This window comes from Enterobacter sp. N18-03635 (genome assembly GCF_004006055.1).
Classification (GTDB): domain Bacteria; phylum Pseudomonadota; class Gammaproteobacteria; order Enterobacterales; family Enterobacteriaceae; genus Enterobacter; species Enterobacter vonholyi.
In genome coordinates, this window is record NZ_CP034769.1 from 1,044,477 (window position 1) to 1,062,641 (window position 18,165).

The 18,165-nt window shown below is 55.1% G+C and carries 20 protein-coding genes and 1 other RNA gene; 15 read left to right on the top strand and 6 right to left on the bottom strand.

Annotated elements, in window-relative coordinates; genetic code table 11:
* Positions 1 to 208 precede the first annotated feature (208 nt).
* Positions 209 to 547: a P-II family nitrogen regulator gene (glnK, locus tag ELK40_RS05630; protein WP_008503304.1), complete on the top strand. Its 339-nt coding sequence runs from the start codon at positions 209 to 211 to the stop codon at positions 545 to 547.
* Between the two features lie 35 nt (positions 548 to 582).
* Entirely contained in the window at positions 583 to 1,872 is a 1,290-nt protein-coding gene (amtB, locus tag ELK40_RS05635) for an ammonium transporter AmtB (RefSeq protein ID WP_115874359.1), read from the top strand.
* A 96-nt stretch (positions 1,873 to 1,968) separates the two neighbouring features.
* On the opposite strand, the gene tesB is transcribed toward amtB, so the two are convergent.
* Positions 1,969 to 2,829, bottom strand: a complete 861-nt coding sequence (gene tesB, locus ELK40_RS05640) for an acyl-CoA thioesterase II (RefSeq protein WP_023310585.1) — start codon at positions 2,827 to 2,829, stop codon at positions 1,969 to 1,971.
* 200 nt (positions 2,830 to 3,029) lie between these two features.
* On the opposite strand from tesB, the gene ELK40_RS05645 reads away from it, so the two are divergent.
* The gene (locus ELK40_RS05645) at positions 3,030 to 3,557 is read left to right on the top strand and encodes a YbaY family lipoprotein (protein ID WP_024906833.1); all 528 of its coding nucleotides are present in this window, start codon (positions 3,030 to 3,032) and stop codon (positions 3,555 to 3,557) included.
* Between the two features lie 33 nt (positions 3,558 to 3,590).
* Here the strand turns inward: ELK40_RS05645 and ELK40_RS05650 are convergent, their stop codons facing one another.
* Positions 3,591 to 3,902 (bottom strand): MGMT family protein, encoded by a 312-nt coding sequence (locus ELK40_RS05650; RefSeq protein ID WP_032664021.1) that lies wholly within the window; start codon positions 3,900 to 3,902, stop codon positions 3,591 to 3,593.
* 170 nt (positions 3,903 to 4,072) lie between these two features.
* Here ELK40_RS05650 and ffs point away from each other — a divergent pair.
* The 6 genes from ffs (at position 4,073) to ELK40_RS05680 (ending at position 7,398) form a co-directional block, all read left to right on the top strand.
* Positions 4,073 to 4,169, top strand: an RNA gene (gene ffs, locus ELK40_RS05655) — signal recognition particle sRNA small type.
* Between the two features lie 162 nt (positions 4,170 to 4,331).
* Entirely contained in the window at positions 4,332 to 5,381 is a 1,050-nt protein-coding gene (locus ELK40_RS05660) for an N-acetylmuramidase family protein (protein ID WP_023326799.1), read from the top strand.
* Complete coding sequence (locus ELK40_RS22850; protein WP_127729783.1) at positions 5,378 to 5,986, top strand: hypothetical protein; 609 nt, start codon at positions 5,378 to 5,380, stop codon at positions 5,984 to 5,986. Before ELK40_RS05660 ends, ELK40_RS22850 begins: the two co-directional genes overlap by 4 nt.
* Positions 5,987 to 6,079: 93 nt before the next feature.
* Positions 6,080 to 6,499, top strand: coding sequence for a hypothetical protein (locus ELK40_RS05670; protein WP_244599404.1), 420 nt, complete (start codon positions 6,080 to 6,082; stop codon positions 6,497 to 6,499).
* A gap of 435 nt (positions 6,500 to 6,934) precedes the next feature.
* Entirely contained in the window at positions 6,935 to 7,186 is a 252-nt protein-coding gene (locus ELK40_RS05675) for a hypothetical protein (protein WP_032638522.1), read from the top strand.
* Entirely contained in the window at positions 7,183 to 7,398 is a 216-nt protein-coding gene (locus ELK40_RS05680) for a hypothetical protein (protein ID WP_023310588.1), read from the top strand. The genes ELK40_RS05675 and ELK40_RS05680 overlap by 4 nt, the downstream gene beginning before the upstream one ends.
* An 81-nt stretch (positions 7,399 to 7,479) precedes the next feature.
* On the opposite strand, the gene ELK40_RS05685 is transcribed toward ELK40_RS05680, so the two are convergent.
* Positions 7,480 to 8,901 carry a PLP-dependent aminotransferase family protein gene (locus ELK40_RS05685; RefSeq protein WP_127729786.1) on the bottom strand — a complete coding sequence of 474 codons (1,422 nt, stop codon included), beginning with the start codon at positions 8,899 to 8,901 and terminating at the stop codon, positions 7,480 to 7,482.
* 86 nt (positions 8,902 to 8,987) lie between these two features.
* Between ELK40_RS05685 and ELK40_RS05690 the strand changes: the two genes are divergently transcribed.
* The 3 genes from ELK40_RS05690 to ELK40_RS05700 all read left to right on the top strand — a co-directional run bounded on the left by ELK40_RS05690 (position 8,988) and on the right by ELK40_RS05700 (position 13,940).
* Positions 8,988 to 9,599, top strand: a complete 612-nt coding sequence (locus ELK40_RS05690) for a hypothetical protein (protein WP_111963402.1) — start codon at positions 8,988 to 8,990, stop codon at positions 9,597 to 9,599.
* 78 nt (positions 9,600 to 9,677) lie between these two features.
* A complete protein-coding gene (locus tag ELK40_RS05695) occupies positions 9,678 to 10,748 on the top strand; it encodes a LacI family DNA-binding transcriptional regulator (protein ID WP_127729788.1) in 1,071 nt (356 codons plus the stop codon).
* A gap of 102 nt (positions 10,749 to 10,850) precedes the next feature.
* Complete coding sequence (locus ELK40_RS05700; protein ID WP_127729790.1) at positions 10,851 to 13,940, top strand: beta-galactosidase; 3,090 nt, start codon at positions 10,851 to 10,853, stop codon at positions 13,938 to 13,940.
* 39 nt (positions 13,941 to 13,979) lie between these two features.
* Here the strand turns inward: ELK40_RS05700 and ELK40_RS05705 are convergent, their stop codons facing one another.
* Entirely contained in the window at positions 13,980 to 14,819 is an 840-nt protein-coding gene (locus ELK40_RS05705; protein WP_115874367.1) for a nickel/cobalt efflux protein RcnA, read from the bottom strand.
* A 134-nt stretch (positions 14,820 to 14,953) separates the two neighbouring features.
* Between ELK40_RS05705 and ELK40_RS05710 the strand changes: the two genes are divergently transcribed.
* Complete coding sequence (locus tag ELK40_RS05710) at positions 14,954 to 15,226, top strand: metal-sensing transcriptional repressor (RefSeq protein WP_115874368.1); 273 nt, start codon at positions 14,954 to 14,956, stop codon at positions 15,224 to 15,226.
* On the opposite strand, the gene ELK40_RS05715 is transcribed toward ELK40_RS05710, so the two are convergent.
* Complete coding sequence (locus ELK40_RS05715; protein WP_127729792.1) at positions 15,219 to 16,784, bottom strand: EAL domain-containing protein; 1,566 nt, start codon at positions 16,782 to 16,784, stop codon at positions 15,219 to 15,221. The two genes, ELK40_RS05710 and ELK40_RS05715, sit on opposite strands and share 8 nt — an antisense overlap.
* A 220-nt stretch (positions 16,785 to 17,004) precedes the next feature.
* On the opposite strand from ELK40_RS05715, the gene ELK40_RS05720 reads away from it, so the two are divergent.
* Positions 17,005 to 17,265 carry a type B 50S ribosomal protein L31 gene (locus tag ELK40_RS05720; protein ID WP_010428154.1) on the top strand — a complete coding sequence of 87 codons (261 nt, stop codon included), beginning with the start codon at positions 17,005 to 17,007 and terminating at the stop codon, positions 17,263 to 17,265.
* Positions 17,266 to 17,267: 2 nt separating this feature from the next.
* Positions 17,268 to 17,408 carry a type B 50S ribosomal protein L36 gene (gene ykgO, locus ELK40_RS05725; RefSeq protein ID WP_003859006.1) on the top strand — a complete coding sequence of 47 codons (141 nt, stop codon included), beginning with the start codon at positions 17,268 to 17,270 and terminating at the stop codon, positions 17,406 to 17,408.
* Here the strand turns inward: ykgO and ELK40_RS05730 are convergent.
* On the bottom strand, positions 17,405 to 18,115 hold the full coding sequence (locus tag ELK40_RS05730; RefSeq protein WP_127729795.1) for a GNAT family protein: 711 nt from the start codon (positions 18,113 to 18,115) through the stop codon (positions 17,405 to 17,407). The genes ykgO and ELK40_RS05730 overlap by 4 nt on opposite strands.
* Positions 18,116 to 18,165 lie beyond the last annotated feature (50 nt).

An 18,165-nucleotide genomic window follows, 5' to 3' on the forward strand; every position in this document is an offset into this window, starting at 1 on the left:
AGGCGGCGCGCTAACAGTCATTCCTGTTGGTGCAAAACTGAAACGCACCATGCACCGGCATGGTGCGTTTTTTTTCACCAGTTCGATTATCAAGGCCGTGTAATGCTCTGTGCGCCGCCGTTCCTCCTCGTTTGCATTTCTGGCACATCCCTTGCAATACCTTCTGCGTAAGCTACGGCCATTACCGAATTCTGACTGGAGGGGATCTATGAAGCTGGTTACGGTTGTAATCAAACCATTCAAACTCGAAGACGTGCGTGAAGCGTTGTCTTCAATGGGTATTCAGGGACTGACTGTCACCGAAGTGAAAGGCTTTGGTCGTCAGAAGGGTCATGCCGAGCTTTATCGCGGGGCGGAATACAGCGTTAACTTTCTGCCAAAAGTAAAAATTGATGTCGCGATTGCTGACGATCAGCTTGATGAAGTCATTGATGTCATTAGCAAAGCGGCCTACACCGGCAAAATTGGCGACGGCAAAATTTTCGTTGCCGAACTGCAGCGCGTCATTCGCATCCGTACCGGCGAATCTGACGAAGCGGCATTGTAAATAACGCCTGGCACACAGTGATAGGGATCGAGAAAATGAAGATAGCAACACTTAAAACGGGTCTGGGTTCGCTGGCGCTGCTGCCGGGCCTGGCGCTGGCTGCTGCCCCTGCGGTGGCTGATAAAGCCGATAACGCCTTTATGATGATCAGCACCGCGCTGGTGCTTTTCATGTCCATTCCGGGCATTGCGCTGTTCTACGGCGGCCTGATCCGTGGCAAAAACGTTCTCTCCATGCTGACGCAGGTTGCCGTGACGTTTGCGCTGGTCTGCGTGCTGTGGGTGGTTTACGGTTACTCGCTGGCGTTCGGTACGGGCAACGCGTTCTTTGGTAACTTCGACTGGGTGATGCTGAAAAATATTGAGCTGACCGCGCTAATGGGCAGCTTCTATCAGTATATTCACGTGGCGTTCCAGGGCTCCTTCGCCTGTATTACCGTCGGGCTGATTGTGGGCGCGCTGGCGGAGCGTATTCGTTTCTCTGCTGTTCTGATCTTCGTAGTGGTCTGGATGACGCTCTCCTATGTGCCGATTGCGCACATGGTCTGGGGGGGCGGTCTGCTGGCAACCCATGGTGCGCTGGACTTCGCGGGCGGTACCGTTGTACACATCAACGCCGCGGTAGCGGGTCTGGTGGGGGCCTACCTGATTGGCAAACGCGTGGGCTTCGGTAAAGAAGCGTTTAAACCGCACAACCTGCCGATGGTGTTTACCGGTACTGCGATCCTCTACTTTGGCTGGTTTGGCTTTAACGCCGGCTCTGCGAGTGCGGCCAACGAAATCGCCGCGCTGGCCTTCGTGAACACCGTTGTTGCCACGGCGGGTGCGATTCTCTCCTGGGTGTTTGGCGAGTGGGCGGTACGCGGTAAACCTTCTCTGCTGGGTGCCTGTTCGGGTGCCATCGCCGGTCTGGTCGGTATTACGCCTGCGTGTGGTTATGTCGGTGTCGGTGGTGCGCTGCTGGTTGGCCTGGTCTCGGGTCTGGCGGGTCTGTGGGGCGTGACCGCACTGAAACGTGTGCTGCGCGTCGACGACCCATGCGATGTGTTTGGTGTTCACGGCGTGTGCGGCATCGTGGGTTGTATCATGACTGGTATCTTCGCCGCGAAATCGCTCGGTGGCGTGGGTTACGCGGAAGGTGTCACCATGGTTCATCAGGTGCTGGTGCAGCTGGAAAGTATAGCTATCACCGTTGTCTGGTCTGCCGTTGTGGCCTTCATTGGCTATAAGCTGGCGGATATGACGGTGGGTCTGCGCGTACCGGAAGAGCAGGAGCGCGAAGGTCTGGACGTCAACAGCCACGGCGAGAATGCGTATAACGCCTGATAAACAGCAAAACGGCAACCAGAGGTTGCCGTTTTTAATGTGTATTCCCTCTCCCGGTGGGAGAGGGTCAGGGGGAGGGCATCAGGCCGCACACAATCACCCGCGATTACGCATCACCCCTTCCTGCACCGTCGAAGCGACCAGCACGCCGTCCTGAGTATAAAATTCTCCACGCACAAATCCGCGCGCGCTCGACGCTGACGTGCTCTCCACGCTGTAAAGCAGCCACTCATTCATGTTGAACGGACGGTGGAACCACATGGAGTGATCGATCGTCGCGACCTGCATCCCTTTTTCCAGGAAACCAACGCCGTGCGGCTGCAGCGCCACCGGCAGGAAGTTGAAGTCAGACGCATAGCCCAGCAGATACTGATGGACGCGGAAATCTTCCGGCACGGTCCCGTTGGCACGGATCCAAACCTGGCGTTTCGGTTCGGCAGTATGCCCTTTCATTGGGTTGTGGAACTCAACCGGGCGGATCTCCAGCGGCTTATCGCAGAGAAACTTCTCTTTGACCTGCGGCGGAAGCAGATGCGCCAGCGCGCGAGCAATATCCGTCTCTGATTTTAAAGAGTCAGGTGACGGAGCCGGGGGCATCACTTTCTGATGCTCGTAGCCCGGCTCCGGCGCCTGGAAAGAGGCCGTCATGTAAAAGATCGGCTTGCCGCTCTGAATGGCCGCTACGCGGCGTGCGCTGAAGCTGTTGCCGTCTCGCAGAACTTCAACGTCATACACAATCGGTTTTGCGCTATCGCCAGGGCGTAAGAAGTAGCTGTGGAATGAATGCACCAGACGGTCTGCCGGGACAGTCTCCTTTGCTGCGTACAGTGCCTGTCCGACGACTTGCCCCCCGAATACCTGGCGTAAGCCGAGATCTTCGCTCTGTCCGCGAAAGAGTCCTTCCTCAATTTTTTCCAGATTTAGTAATGTCAGCAGATTGTTCAGTGCCTGACTCATAGTTGTCCTCAATAAACGCCGCAGCGAAAGATAGGCAGAGTATAACGCAGAAATGAAAGTGGTCCGATGGGTAGAATAATCTGAATATCGGCACGTTTTCAGGCATAAATCGGTGATCTGTGCCACACTTGAATACGTTATGTGATTGAAACGACATCGGATGGGATCGATCCCGCTGGTGCATTGATAAGGAGACTTCAATGAAACTCGTGCCCATGCTTAGTGGTGTAGCTATTGCGGTGGCGTTGTCCGCCTGTGCCGGTAAGAGCGCCCAGGTGCCGGTTCCAGCTGCAGATCCGAACGGGATTAACACCCTTTCACAGCAGTCCATTCAGCAGCCTAACGTTTCCGGTACAATCTGGATCAAGCAGAGAGTCGCTCTGCCACCGGACGCGGTACTAACGGTAACGCTGTCTGATGCTTCCCTGGCCGACGCGCCGTCTAAAGTCGTGGCCCAGCGTGCGGTCCGTACAGAAGGTAAGCAGGCGCCATTTAGCTTCGTGTTGCCGTATAACCCGTCGGACGTGCAGCCTAACGCCCGTATTCTGCTGAGTGCAGCGGTAACCATCAACGGTAAGCTGGTCTTTATCACCGATACGGTTCAGGAAGCAATCAACAACGGTGGGACAAAAATCGACCTGAACCTGGTGCCGGTGCAGCAGACCGAAGTACCGGTCGCACCGCAGACCAATCAGCCGTCTCTGCCAACCCCACCGACTCAGATGTAATTTCTGCATTTCCCCTCTCCTCCGGGAGAGGGGTCAATATATCCAGCGAAACTTCTGCAAATCGATCTGACCCGACCCTGTCACCTGGACACCCTCTGAAAGTAACGCCTGACGCTGACGCTGAAGATCCGGCCCGGTGAGCGAAATGTTCCCATGACGATTCACCACGCGATGCCAGGGTAACGTACTGCCTTCCGGTAGCCGTTTCAGGACGCCTCCAACCTGTCGCGCCGCGCGCGGGGAACCGGCCAGGCGCGCAACATCACCATAGGTAGTGACATAGCCTTCCGGGATTGAGGCCACGATTTGCCATACGCGCTGTGGAAAGGAGTCGTGTTCGTCCATACCTTCACCTGTGGGGGGGTTCTGGAACGCTATGGTAAACGAAGATCTTCATGATTGCTGCGCCTGTTTGCGCAAGAAACCAGCATCCGGTTGCTGGTCGCTTGCAATTGGGCTTTAGCACAGGGATAATGCGCCAGCGCGTTGGTTATCAACGCTCTCAATGGGGGCTCTGTTGGTTCTCCCGCAACGCTACTCTGTTCACCAGGTCAGGTCCGGAAGGAAGCAGCCAGGGCAGACGACGTGTGTGCCGGGATGTAGCTGGCAGGGCCCCCACCCATTTGTGCTCCCAATAATTCCTGTTTTCAGTGTTTACCTGGTGCGGCGCAAGTGGCGTATCAATGCCTGCTGGATGTGAGCAGCTTGATGCTGTCGATCACGAGATGCGGTTTCCCACTAACCGTATATTTTTTCATTTATGAGTACTCAGAAATGGATAATTCTCTCAGACGTTTGTCACCTTTATTGAAAAGTGCCGTAGGAACGCCAGGTAAAGCAGGAAACTTTCAGCGCGACGTGATTATCGTGCAATACCTGTTTAATCTCATTAAGCCTATCATCCAGTATGACATCCCAGAAGATGGGATTATTTCCCCGACATTGATCAGAACCATCAGCCAGTTTCAGTCCATTCATTTGCGTTTCCAGCATCCCGATGGGGTTATTGAGCCAGAAGGGAAGACTTTCCGTGGATTAGTTGCTGCTGCGATGAAATATCCCCTTGCGTCCCAACAATCGTCTTTCACGTCTTCATTTTTTAGGCAACCTTCTGCCAATGAAAATAGCGTCCGTCAGCTGGTTAACGATTATCTGAGAAAAGAGCGCTACAACGTAGCAGATGAAACCCTTGAGCGAAGCAAGCTGATGGCACCTGGTATTGATGGGGCTGTATCGCTGACGGAACAGGACTTTACTGAAGCCTGGGAAAATCTTAATCGTCGGGTAGAACTGAATATCATCAAAGCTTTTTCTATTGTGGAGTCGGGCGGACGATCTGGGTTTAATGCTTTAAATCTACCGATTATTGCGTATGAAGGGCATATTTTCCGTAAATACACCAAAAGGAAATACGATCAAACCCACCCTTTTTTGTCTTATAAATATGTAAAGAAAGCGGGTCCGGAATGGCAAAAAAACAATATCGACCAGCTTTCTGCATGGAATACCCTGGCGAAGGCTTACGCACTTGATGCCGAAGCTGCGATAAAATCGTGTTCATGGGGGATGTTCCAGATTATGGGGTTTAATTACGAATCGTGCGGTTATAAAGATCTCGGCACATTTTTAAAAGATATGAAGTCAAATGCCGGTAAGCAATTAAATGCTTTTTTACATTTGTGCAATAAGAACAGCTCACTACTGTCGGCAATGGTAAATAAGGACTTTTATAATATGGCATTCAACTATAACGGAAGCGATTTCGGTGATTATGACGTTAAAATTCGCAGAACGTATGAAAGCCTGGAGAAGGGGCGGAGATGAAAATTAAAATGATGCGCATAGTTTGCGGTTTTTCAGTCTTAATGGCGGCGTTTTCTTCGTATGCCACGACGCTACAGTCTGGCGTATATGAAAGTTTGTTACTCGCCGTCTCTCCGACGGGCAATATCACCGGGTATTACTCTGAATCGGCTGAAGACAGCGTAAAACGTACCTGCACTTTCTTTCTGACAGGCCATGTTTCAGCGCAACAGCCAGACACCATCACTTCATGGTCTTCATCTGTGCTCGCGGGCCATATTGCCGCGAATACCGCGGGTGTCACATTAGCCATTCCTGATGGGCAAAACCATGCTGGGTGTATGAATGTGCTGATGCCTGAAATTGCGACAGGTCTGGAACTGGAGAGGACGCGGCTGACACAGTGGCAAACGCTGATGAAGGTAAGCAGCCCGCGGGCTTATCTGAGCTCCACGCCTGATGCCGCGACCCGGCGTAAAGCCTGGATCGTTAAAGGAGACGTAGTAGGGGTAATACAAACCCAGGCTGGCTGGGCAGAGGTAGAGTTTGTCGCCCGTAGCGGAAAAATGACGCACGGCTGGGTGAATAGCAATGACGTTCAGCCGTTAACGCCTCCTGCATCCTGATCGATTTATTTCTCACCCTGAATTCAATATTGCCGGGCGATGCTTTCGCATCGGCAATCTCATTAAGCTAATCCGTAACGCTATTTTCCCCGCATGACCGCACCCTATGACACTGAAAATGAGAGTATAGCTAGCCGTCAAGGGCCCACCCATTTGTGCGACAGATATTCCGCTCCCGCTCTCACGGTAGATGAGATCGAACATGCCCGTCGTATGGCCCTGGCAGGTAAAATTGAAGCGTTCACACAATTTGTGAACTCTTGCCGGAGCGTGATCAAAAACTATGAGCCGCCAGTGTTCAGGTTCACAGGGGAAAATGTGGTCGCTTTATCTTCTTGTACGGCGGTATCTTTAAGGACTGCGGTTAGTCGTCCATATTATGGTTATGTTAAAAAAGCCGTAAAAGATGAACAGCCAGAAGACCTATTTACAGTCAAAGGCAGCAATACGAACCTCCAACCACTGATTGAAGAGGTTGGGCGATCCTACATGGTAGTGGAAAATGTAGCTTAGATGGAGTTTGGTCAAAAGCCATACAAAGCCGGGTCAGCCCCGGTTTTTTTGTGTCTGTCGCATGAGAAAACGGCTTGCCAGTGTATACTTTTGGTGATACAAAATCATTGCCCCACCGCTTTTTAGTGCATTGAAATACATAGGTTTTATTAGAAAAAGCTTAGCTGGCAGGGCCCCTACCCATTTCCGCCCTCATAAAATCTTCCTGCTTTCACCTCTCACTTTTGACTGCTATCCCACAATAATACTATGCCTATATCGTGTAATATATATTTCATCGTGCTGAAATATTATTGTCATAAACCTGTAATAATAGACTGTCATTTTATAATTGGACGTCTATTTTCTTCCATAACTCGAAAAAATTTATATCTGGATAACATTCTTAACTTCGTGTATTAAATAAAGTACTTATTCCGAAGGGAAGTGACAAACATGGCTACAGCGGTATTAAACGTTAAGATTGATGACGCGCTAAAAGAAAGGCTTCGCCACTATGCGGAACTCAATAACGAGAATTTAAGCGTGACAACAGAGAAACTGCTGCTGCTGGCATTCGAAGCAGTAGAAGAGGCGGGAGTATCGGAAGAGGATATTGATAATCAGCATACGGAAGAAGAGAGTGTTTCTCCTTTTACTCCTAAAGAAATCAAGGCTCTGCGTAAACTTCTGAAGAAGAGAAAATGAAACAACAACTGTCAACTGCCAGTGACTACAACGAGGCCTGCGATCTGTTGCGTTCAGGCTACGTGAAGCATGTACGTCTTGGCTGGAATGTTGGAAGCGATGAGTTCTTTCGTATTGCGTCTGACTGGTGTGATACCGGTGCAAAAATAAAGAAAGACGGTGATAATTTCGTTATTTCACTAAAAGGCTTTCCTATTCCTCCTCAGCATTAAACACTGACCAGTGAAAACTGCTGACTGCATCTATTACAGTCAGCAGTTTTTATTTTATGATCTGCTTCAAATATTTTAATATTAGATTACGCTGCGTTTTAACGATGGCACGTTTTTATTCAGGGCGAGCCATAACGGTTTGATCCTCAGTAACGCCTGCTCAAGCTCTGTCGATTCCAGCGAGAAGGGCATACGTAAATAGCGGTCAAACGCCCCCGATAAACCAAATCGCGTCCCGGTTCCAAGGTTAATCCCGATTATTTCTGCCCGTGCGGCAAGCTGTGTCGCCAGCATGCCCGGTAGCTCTATCCAGTAGGAGAGCCCGCCTTCCGCCTCGTGGAATTTCCACTCCGGGAAATGTTCTCGCAGCAGGTCACCGCATCGATCGCGCCGTTCCGCTAGCATCTTCCGGCGTGCGGGCAGAAACGTCTCGCTGTTGTTAATGAGCCACTGCATTGCCAGCTGTTCCAGCAGCGGCGAGCCTAAATCCAGCGTATCCCGCGTCTGGGCAAGCGTGGCGATGGTGCGCGATGAGGCGCGGATCCAGCCTAGACGCAGCCCTCCCCAGAAGCTTTTGCCGGCAGAGCCTAAAGTGATGACGGTGGCCTGCGGGTTGAAGGCAGCCAGCGGTGGCGGGGGAGGCGCATCAAACCAGAGATCCACCATCGTTTCATCCACCACCAGAGCCGTGCGGGTTTGGGCTGCAATATCCGTGATGGCCTGACGGGTGGCAATATCCATACAGCGCCCGGTCGGATTATGAAAATCCGGCATCAGGTACGCCAGGCGCGGCGCGGTTTGGGCAAGCGTGGCGGCGAAGCCATCCGTATCCCAGCCGGTTTCCGGCAGCGACACCCCCACGGGCCGACACTGCGCGCCCTGAATGGCGGCAATCGCCAGCGGATAGGTGGGGTGATCGACCACGACGCGATCCCCGGGCCCGGTCATCATCCGCAGGACCAGCGCGAAGCCGCTGACGGCGCCATTGACCACCATCACTTCGTCCGCGCGGGTGGGAAGACCCCGCGCGGTATAGCGTGCAGCGATGGCTTCCCGCAGCGTCAGCAGCCCTAGCTGATCGTAGCCCGTCAGCGAGAGATGCTGGGTAATGGCCGTGAGCGCATGGGTATACGCCTGATGGATCTCCGGCCCGGCATTGAGGGCGGCAGTGGAGAGATCCAGTGCCGCGCTCGCCGCGGAAAGAGTGGGAACGGCGCGCGTATCCGGGAGGATCACGCGTGACCCGCTGCCGTGGCGGCTTTCAAGATATCCCTCTTCACGCAGGTGGGCGAGCGCGCTGCTGACGGTGGTACGGCTCACGTCCAGCGCCGCGGCCAGCTCACGCTCGCCCGGCAGCCGCGTATTCAGTGCCAGCCGTCCATCAAGGATTAATAAACGCAGCGCGTCGGCCAGCTGTCGCCAGAGCGGGGTTCGGGATGAGGCTTGTTGCCAGTGGCCTAAAAGGCGTACCAGAGACTGACTTCCGAAGCGGCGTGATGACATATGCAGTCCACTATTTGAAAACTGGACATTAATCATAGTGCCATTTTAGGTCAGGATGAAAGCCTGGTTCACTGGAGAAGATAAAAATGGTACGTCGTCTGCTACAACTCTATGTCGGTTTAGGACTGTATGGCCTGTCCACCGCGATGTTTATTCGTTCCGATTTGGGCGTCGACCCCTGGGATGTATTTCACCTTGGGGTGGGGTTACAGCTGGGAATGACTATCGGAACGGTGATTATTGTGACCGGCGCTGCGGTGCTGCTGCTGTGGATCCCGCTGCGCCAGATGCCGGGGCTTGGCACGATCAGTAACGTGATTTGTATCGGTCTGGCAGCGGACGCCAGCATGGCGCTTATCCCGGAACTGGAATCGTTACCCGTTCGAATCGCTTTCCTGGTGTCGGGCATCGTGATGAACGCGATTGCGACCAGCATGTACATCGGTGCCGGTTTCGGGCCAGGCCCGCGCGACGGTCTGATGACCGGCATTCACGCCCGGCTGGGGTGGTCCATTCGTAGCGTGCGCACCTCAATTGAAGTGTCCGTCCTGCTGATTGGGTGCGTGCTTGGCGGCACCTTTGGCGTGGGAACCGTACTTTATGCCCTGACCATTGGCCCGCTTATCCAGCTCTGTCTGCCCTGGTTTCGCCAAAAGCCGCGCATTGCGGAAATACCTCAGCCGGAGCGGGTTGTTTAATTTTGCGAAGCGCTCACATGTTTTAACGGCGTCGCTGTGCCACAATAATGGGCCCCGACTCACGCGATGCCACAATGCATGAAAGCTATCACTCTCTACGATGTCGCCCTCCTTGCGGGGGTTTCTTATCAGACCGTTTCCCGCGTCATTAACGACGCGGAGCATGTTTCTGCCCGCACGCGGGAAAAGGTGCAGCAGGCGATGGCGGAGCTGCACTACGTGCCTAACCTGCGCGCACAGCAGCTGGCGGGTAAACGCACCCGCACGCTGGGACTTATCACCACCGATCTGGCCCTGCATGCGCCCTCGCAAATTGTGTCGGCGGTAAAATCCCGCGCGGCGGAACAGGGGGCGAGCGTTCTTATCTCCATGGTGGAACAGCCGCAGCACTGTCAGGTCGCGCTTCAGGCGCTACTGGCGCAGCGGGTGGACGCGCTGCTGGTGAATGTTCCGCTTGACGATCTGCTCGCCGAAGAACTCAGGGCACTGGCGTCGCCCGTCCCGGTGCTGTTCCTCGATGTGGCACCTTCAGCGCGGGTAAACAGCCTCGTGTTTAACGCGGAGCAGGGGGCGCGTCTGGGCGTTGAGCATCTGCTTTCGCTGGGGCATCGACATATTGCTCTGCTGAGCGGGCCGGAAAGCTCGGTCTCTGCTCGGGCGCGTCTGGGGGGGTGGAAAGCCGCTCTGGCCCGCGCGGGGTATGAAGCCGCTGAGGTGGCTTACGGTGACTGGAGCGCCGCCAGCGGCTATGAGAAAGGGCATGTCCTTCTGTCGGGGACGATATTACCGGATGCCATTCTGGTGGCTAACGATCAGATGGCGCTCGGGGTAATGCGCGCCTGCGCGGAAAAAGGGATCGCTATTCCTGGCCAGATGTCGGTGGTCGGGTTTGACGATACGGCCGACAGCGCCTGGTTTTCCCCGCCGCTGACGACCATTCGTCAGGCGTTTCGCGATGCGGGTGAACGCAGCGTGGAATGGCTGCTGGCCCCCACCGGGGAGGAGGCGTGCTGGCAGGTTCAACTGCCGGTGACGCTGGTTACCCGTCATTCAAGCGCACGCCGCAACCCGAAGCAGGCTGAACGCGAGGATCTGGCGGAGCAGCTGAGAAGCCTGGCACTCCTTGCCGAGCAGATTGCCCGCAAATAAAACTTTGTGATCTGACTCGCTACCCTGCGAATGGGCGCTTTACCATCGCCGGGTGCCAGGGCATGTTAACCAAAATTGTGAGCGCTTCGCAAAGAGGTTACTATGTCCACCACTTCACCGCTGACCCTCAGCGCCATTCTGGCCCGTCGGGACTGGGAAAACCCCGGCGTCACCCAGTGGAACCGTCTGCCCGCACATGCGCCGTTACACAGCTGGCGCAATGAATCTTCCGCCAGAGATGACGCCGGATCTACCAGCAGGTGCTCTCTCAACGGGCTATGGCGGTTTAGCTATTTTTCAGCGCCGGAGCAGGTTCCTCAAGCATGGGCAATTGAGGATTGCGAGGATGCCGTCGCAATGCACGTACCGTCAAACTGGCAGATGCAGGGGTTCGACACGCCCATCTATACCAATGTCACCTATCCCATCTCCGTTAACCCACCTTTTGTGCCGCAGGAAAATCCGACAGGTTGTTACTCGCTCACATTTGAAATGAATGACGCCTGGCTTCAGAGCGGGCAAACCCGCATCATCTTTGACGGCGTGAACTCGGCGTTCCATCTGTGGTGCAACGGGAAGTGGATAGGCTATTCCCAGGACAGTCGACTGCCCGCCGAATTTGACCTCTCGGCGGCATTACGCCCCGGGCAGAACCGCCTGGCGGTCATGGTATTGCGCTGGTGCGACGGCAGCTATCTTGAAGATCAGGACATGTGGCGCATGAGCGGCATTTTCCGCGATGTGACTTTGCTGCATAAACCCGATACCCGGATTGCCGATTATCACGTGGTGACGGACCTGAATAAGGAGCTGGACCGCGCGGTGCTGAAGGTTGATGTCGCGCTGGCAGGCGCTGGCTTTGCAGACTGCGAGGTGGTTTTTACCCTGTGGCGCGCGGAGGAAAAATGCGCCTGCGTTTCCCGGCGTCCAGGGTCAGCCATCGTCGACGAGCGCGGCAGCTGGGCAGAGCGCTTAACGGCGGCGATGCCCGTTGAACAGCCCGCGCTCTGGAGCGCTGAAACGCCAGAACTGTATCGCCTGACGATTGCGCTTATCAACCCGCAGGGTGAAGTGCTTGAGATTGAGGCGTGCGACGTGGGCTTCCGCCGCGTTGATATCAGCAATGGCCTGCTGAAGCTCAACGGTAAACCGCTGCTGATCCGAGGGGTTAACCGGCACGAGCATCACCCGGAAAACGGCCAGGTGATGGACGAAGCGACCATGCGCCGCGATATCGAAATCATGAAGCAGCACAACTTCAACGCCGTGCGCTGCTCGCACTACCCGAACCATCCGCTGTGGTACCGGCTTTGCGATCGCTACGGGCTGTACGTTGTTGATGAAGCCAACATCGAAACCCACGGTATGGTGCCGATGAGCCGCCTTGCAGACGATCCGCGCTGGCTGCCCGCCATGAGCGAGCGCGTGACCCGAATGGTGCAGCGCGATCGTAATCATCCCTCAATTATCATTTGGTCGCTGGGCAATGAGTCCGGGCACGGCGCAAACCACGACGCACTGTATCGCTGGGTGAAATCCACGGACCCGACGCGTCCGGTGCAGTATGAAGGCGGCGGCGCGAACACGACGGCTACCGATATTGTTTGTCCGATGTACGCCCGTGTCGATCAGGATCAGCCCTTCCCGGCAGTGCCTAAATGGTCAATCAAAAAATGGATCGGTATGCCGGACGAAACGCGTCCGCTGATCCTCTGTGAATACGCTCACGCGATGGGAAATAGCTTTGGCGGGTTCGCGAAATACTGGCAGGCGTTTCGCAGTCACCCTCGCCTGCAGGGGGGATTTGTCTGGGACTGGGTCGATCAGGCCCTGACGAAACAGGACGAAGCTGGCAACGCGTTCTGGGCCTACGGGGGAGACTTTGGCGATAAGCCGAACGATCGGCAGTTCTGCCTCAATGGCCTGGTATTCCCCGATCGCACGCCGCACCCGGCGCTGTACGAGGCGCAGCGCGCCCAGCAGTTCTTCACCTTTACGCGGGTCAGCACCTCGCCGCTGGTGATTGAGGTGCAAAGCGGCTACCTGTTCCGCCACACCGATAACGAAGTGCTGAGCTGGACGGTTGCCCGTGACGGGGACGTGCTGGCCGAGGGCGAGGTGACGCTCTTGATGTCGCCTGAAGGCACCCAGCGTCTGGAGATCGACCTGCCGGAGCTGAAAGCCGGGCCGGGTGAGGTCTGGCTGAACGTAGAAGTACGCCAGCCGCGGGCAACGCCGTGGTCACCGGCTGACCATCGCTGCGCGTGGGAGCAGTGGCCGCTGCCGGCTCCACTCTTTATTGCTCCGCCAGCTCCGGTGGGCGAGCCGCCGGTCTTGACGCAAAACGATCGCGTTCAGGAGATCTCCCATCGTCAACAGCGCTGGCAATTCGATCGCGCAACCGGAAATCTGACTCAATGGTGGCGAAATGGCGTTGAAACGCTGCTTTCACCTCTGACGGATAACGTCAGCCGCGCGCCGCTGGACAACGACATTGGCGTAAGTGAAGCGACGAAGATCGATCCGAACGCCTGGGTTGAACGCTGGAAAGCGGCGGGCATGTACGATCTCACCTCGCGCGTTCTGCACTGTGAGGCAGAGCAGCACGCAGACGAGGTGGTGGTCAAAACCCAGCACGTCCTTGAGTATCGCGGCAAAGCCCTGTTCATGAGCCGTAAAGTCTGGCGGGTGGACGAGCGAGGCGTTCTGCATGTCGATATTCAGGTCGATATTGCATCTGATATCCCGGAGCCTGCGCGCGTTGGCCTGAGCGTTCATCTTGCCGAAACGCCGGAAAACGTCTCCTGGCTGGGGCTGGGGCCGCATGAAAACTATCCGGACAGAAAGCTGGCGGCACAGCAGGGGCGCTGGACATTACCCCTGGCGGAGATGCACACGCCGTATATCTTCCCGACGGAAAATGGTTTGCGCTGTGATACGCGGGAGCTGACGCTGGGAACGCATCAGCTAAATGGCCAGTTCCACTTCTCGGTGAGCCGCTACAGCCAGCAGCAGCTGCGGGAGACAACCCATCATCATCTGCTCCGGGAAGAGCCGGGATGCTGGCTTAACCTCGATGCGTTCCATATGGGCGTGGGCGGCGACGACTCCTGGAGCCCCAGCGTTGCACCGGAATTCATTCTGCAGACACGTCAGCTGCGCTATACCTTCAGCTGGCAGCAGAACCCTTAACTGACCGTGGAGAGGCGGCCACAGAGCGTGGCCGCAGGCTTACGCCAGAATGCCGCTCAGGCCATGCAGGCTCATGTAAATTCCTACCACGGTAATCAGCGCAGCGGAGATCCACGGTGCCTTACGTGAGAATTCGCTAAACCCGGGCCAGCGTTTGGTCGCGTGCTTGAGGCTTAAGGCGGCAATCGCGCCGGAAGCGACCAGCGTTAACGCCAGACCAATACTGAAGCTGAACACCAGCGTCGCGCCGAGGGCGAAATGCTTCAGCTGCAGGCAGATCAGCAGCACGGTGATGGACGCCGGGCAGGGGATAAGTCCGCCGGTCAGGCCAAACATCACAATCTGTCCGGTGGTGACATTTTGACCGCTGAAGCGGCGGTTAATATCCTGCGCGTGAGCGCGCTGGTGGGCGTCCTGCCACTCTTCTTCAATCAGCGTGTGTTCGTGGTGATGATGATCATGATGGTGGTCATGTTCATGTTCATGTGCATGGTCGTGGTGGTGATGGCTATCATGGTCGTGATGATGATCGTGCGGCTGGCTCTCTTTCCAGGTTCGCCACGCCATCCACAGGGCGATCGCAACGATCAGCACCCCGGAGATCAGCTGGAACCAGGGTTCGGACGTATGCGCATCCCAGCCCCGACCAAACCATAATCCCGCCATCGCAACGAGCCAGACCACCGCCGTATGGGAGAGCGTTGCCGCCAGGCCAAGCAGTACCGCCTGTTTCAGCGTGCCGCGGATGGCAACAATAAAGGCTGCCATCATTGTTTTTGAATGGCCTGGTTCCAGGCCATGCAGCGCACCGAGCAGGATAGCGCTGGGAACAAACAGCCAGGCATTGCCCTGCTGAAGAAGTGAAGCAAAATCGGTCATGGGAAATTCCGGAGTGGAAAGCGTGCGGAGATACTACTCCCCCCCAGTAGCGTAATACTACCCCCCAGTAGAAAAATACTCAGGGGGAGTAGAGCGTGATATGCTTTAAAAGCTAAAAAATTAGGGATACAGAGATGTCACATACCGTTAGAGACAAGAAGATGTTACTGACTCGCCTGAAGAAAATTCAGGGGCAAAGCACCGCGTTGGAAAAAATGCTTAACAGCGATCACGAATGCGCCGAGGTGTTACAGCAGCTGGCGGCGATCCGCGGGGCGGTCAATGGCATGATGATGCAGGTGATCGAAGGACATTTAACCGATCACGTGGTGAAAGAGCCTGAAGAAGCGCAGCGTGAAGCCGATCTTGGCGTGGTGTTGCGGGTGATCAAATCCTATCTTAAGTAGCGTGCGTGCCGAGGTTATTTTCTGCCCAAAGAATAAATTCCGTTTTTGGCAGTGCCTTGCTGTAGTACCACCCCTGCCCGTACTGCACGCCGTGACGGTGTAGCCAGGCGAGCTGCCCTGCGGTCTCGATGCCCTCCGCCACCATCGCCAGCTTCAACGACTTTGCTATTTCAATGATGTGCGGCGTCACGTTTTTATACTCCAGCGCATCGACGAACGATTTATCAATTTTTAGCGTGTCGACGTCCAGATCCTGCAGATAGCTCAGGCTGGAATAGCCCGTGCCAAAATCATCAATATAGACAGGGTGCCCCGAACGGCGGAATGCGGCGATAGCCGGCGCGCTGATTTTGGGATCGGCAAAGCCGCGCTCGGTGAGCTCAAGGGCGATTTGTCGGGGTTGTATTTGCCACTTATTCAGTAGCTGACTCAGTAAAGGTGGCAGGATGCCGGAGGTTAAATCGGCAGGGGCGAGGTTAATGGAGATATGCTGATCGGGCTGGCGTTGCAGCCAGTGGCCCATATCTTCAAACACCTTTTCGATGACTAACTGCGTCAGCTGCGAGATGAGCCCCGTTTGCTCGGCAAGGGGGACAAAAATATCCGGCGAGAGGCTGCTTCCGTCTGGCTGCGGCCAGCGCGTCAGCGCTTCTGCGCCCACAATTTTTCCGCTACTGAGCGCCACGATGGGCTGATAGTGAACCACAAAATCCCGGCTGTTAATGGCGTCAAGCAGGCGATTGCGCGGCGACTGGATACGACGCAGGATCCGCAGGACAAACAGCGCGGCGAGCAGACTTATTAACATGCCGAACGGTAACCAGAAAAGAAGCTGCCGGTGCCAGGTTTCAGCCAGCGGTTTGAGCGTTGCCCATGCGACGACGGTAAATCCAAGCTCAGGTACAGACTTCATGACGTACATTGAACCGTTGTACTGCACGCTTTTGACATCCCGCTCCTGAACCATGTCGCGGATGTGAGAATTGAGCTTACTGCTGCTGGCGAATATGCGGTGTGTTGTAGTGCCTACCAGGGCGGCATCAATCGCTATCTCGCCGAAAGGGATAACGTCCACCAGCGAGGCAGGATCGACCATGACAAGGTAGTGGCCTTTTCCCAGCACTGCCATGTAGCGGTTAAACCCAAGATCGTTTTGCGTGGTCAGCCATGCGCTGTAACCATCTTCGGTAATGCGCATCGGTGGGGGGAAAGGGGGAGCATGACTGGTTTGCTCGAGGGAGGAGCAGAGCGGCTGGAGGTTATCGATATAAATCACTTCCTGAACATATCGCCACGAGAAAGCGACCCGGCGCATCTCTCTTAACTGCAACGGGCTACACGGCACCCCTTCAAAGGCCTGCAGGTGATCGAGCGCTTCTTTTGCCTGATCCACAACTCTGTCGGTTCTTACCAACACGCGTGACGCATAGTTATCCAGCGCATTGGCAAACTTATCTTCCGCCTGGCGATGGGCCAGCCAGATGCTCAGGCAAATGGGAACCAGCACAGAAAAGATAAGTATGCCAGTCACCAGACTGACCAGATGTCGGGTTTTCATGCTGTCGTGTCCTTCCTCGTATACCCGTTCCTGGGCATTGAGTTCCTTGCCTGAAGAGAAAGATTTTACCGCGAAATGATATAGTTATAGCACGTGGGCAGCCAGGTTTTCATTTTATCTCAGGCAAACGAGAAAATATCGCCCGGCGAGAGGGGGTTGTTTTTTCGAACTGGCCTGGATATTATTTTGTTATGTTATAACAAAACAAAAAGGATTTACGATGAAGCCTGATATCCATCCAGCCTATCGCACCGTGGTATTCCACGACACCAGCGCTAATGAATACTTCAAGGTTGGCTCAACCATTAAGACCGACCGCGAAATTGAACTCGACGGTGAAACGTATCCGTACATCACCATTGAGGTTTCTTCAAAATCGCACCCGTTTTATACCGGCAAGCAGAAAACGTTCTCCACGGACGGTAGCGCCGCGCGCTTCCGCAAGCGTTTTGGCGGTTTTCTCAATGCGAAGCGGGGCTAACCATGCAGGTACTTAACTCATTACGCAGTGCAAAGCAGCGTCACCCGGATTGCCAGATAGTCAAACGCAAGGGACGCTTATACGTGATTTGCAAATCTAATCCGCGCTTTAAGGCGGTTCAGGGACGTAAAAAAAGACGCTAGACGCGCGTTTCTCGCCAGCTTTCCAGGGATCTTTTCTGTTTGCCATCGGCAGTAAAATTGTCGGTGGCAAGCCAGCTTTCAAAGGCGCTCGCCAGCGCCGGCCACTCTTTGTCGAGAATAGAAAACCAGTCGGTATCCCGGTTACGGCCTTTTATGACCAGCGCCTGGCGAAAGCGCCCCTCAAACTGAAAGCCCAGACGCAGCGCTGCTTTACGGGAAGGCTCGTTCAGGCTATTGCACTTCCATTCATAACGTCGGTAGCCCAGGGTATCGAACACGTGCCGCATCAGCAGATATTGCGCCTCTGTCGACCCTGGCGTGCGGCTTAACAGAGGAGAGAAGTGAACGTGCCCCACTTCCACGACCCCGTTTTTAGGGTCGATCCGCATCAGGGACAGCGTCCCGACAGGAGACTCGGTCTGGTTATCCATAACGGTAAAGTGGATGGGATCGGATAACTCACTTACGCTCGCCACCCATTTGGCAAACTCTTCTGCGGTGGCATCGGGTTCACGCAGTAGCCACGTCCAGCTGCGGGTATCTTCGGCCAGGGAATAGGCGGAGAACAACGCGTGGGCATGTTCCACGCGCAGCGGCTCAAGCCGACAATAGTGACCCTGAAGGACCACCCGGGACGGGTATTGACGAGGTTGCCAGTCGATAAGGGCTTCGCCTACAGGCTGTCCAAACTCATTGAATGTATTCATTTTTATTTCCATGGCGTTGAAAAGAACTCCAGATTAGTGAATTGCTGGTT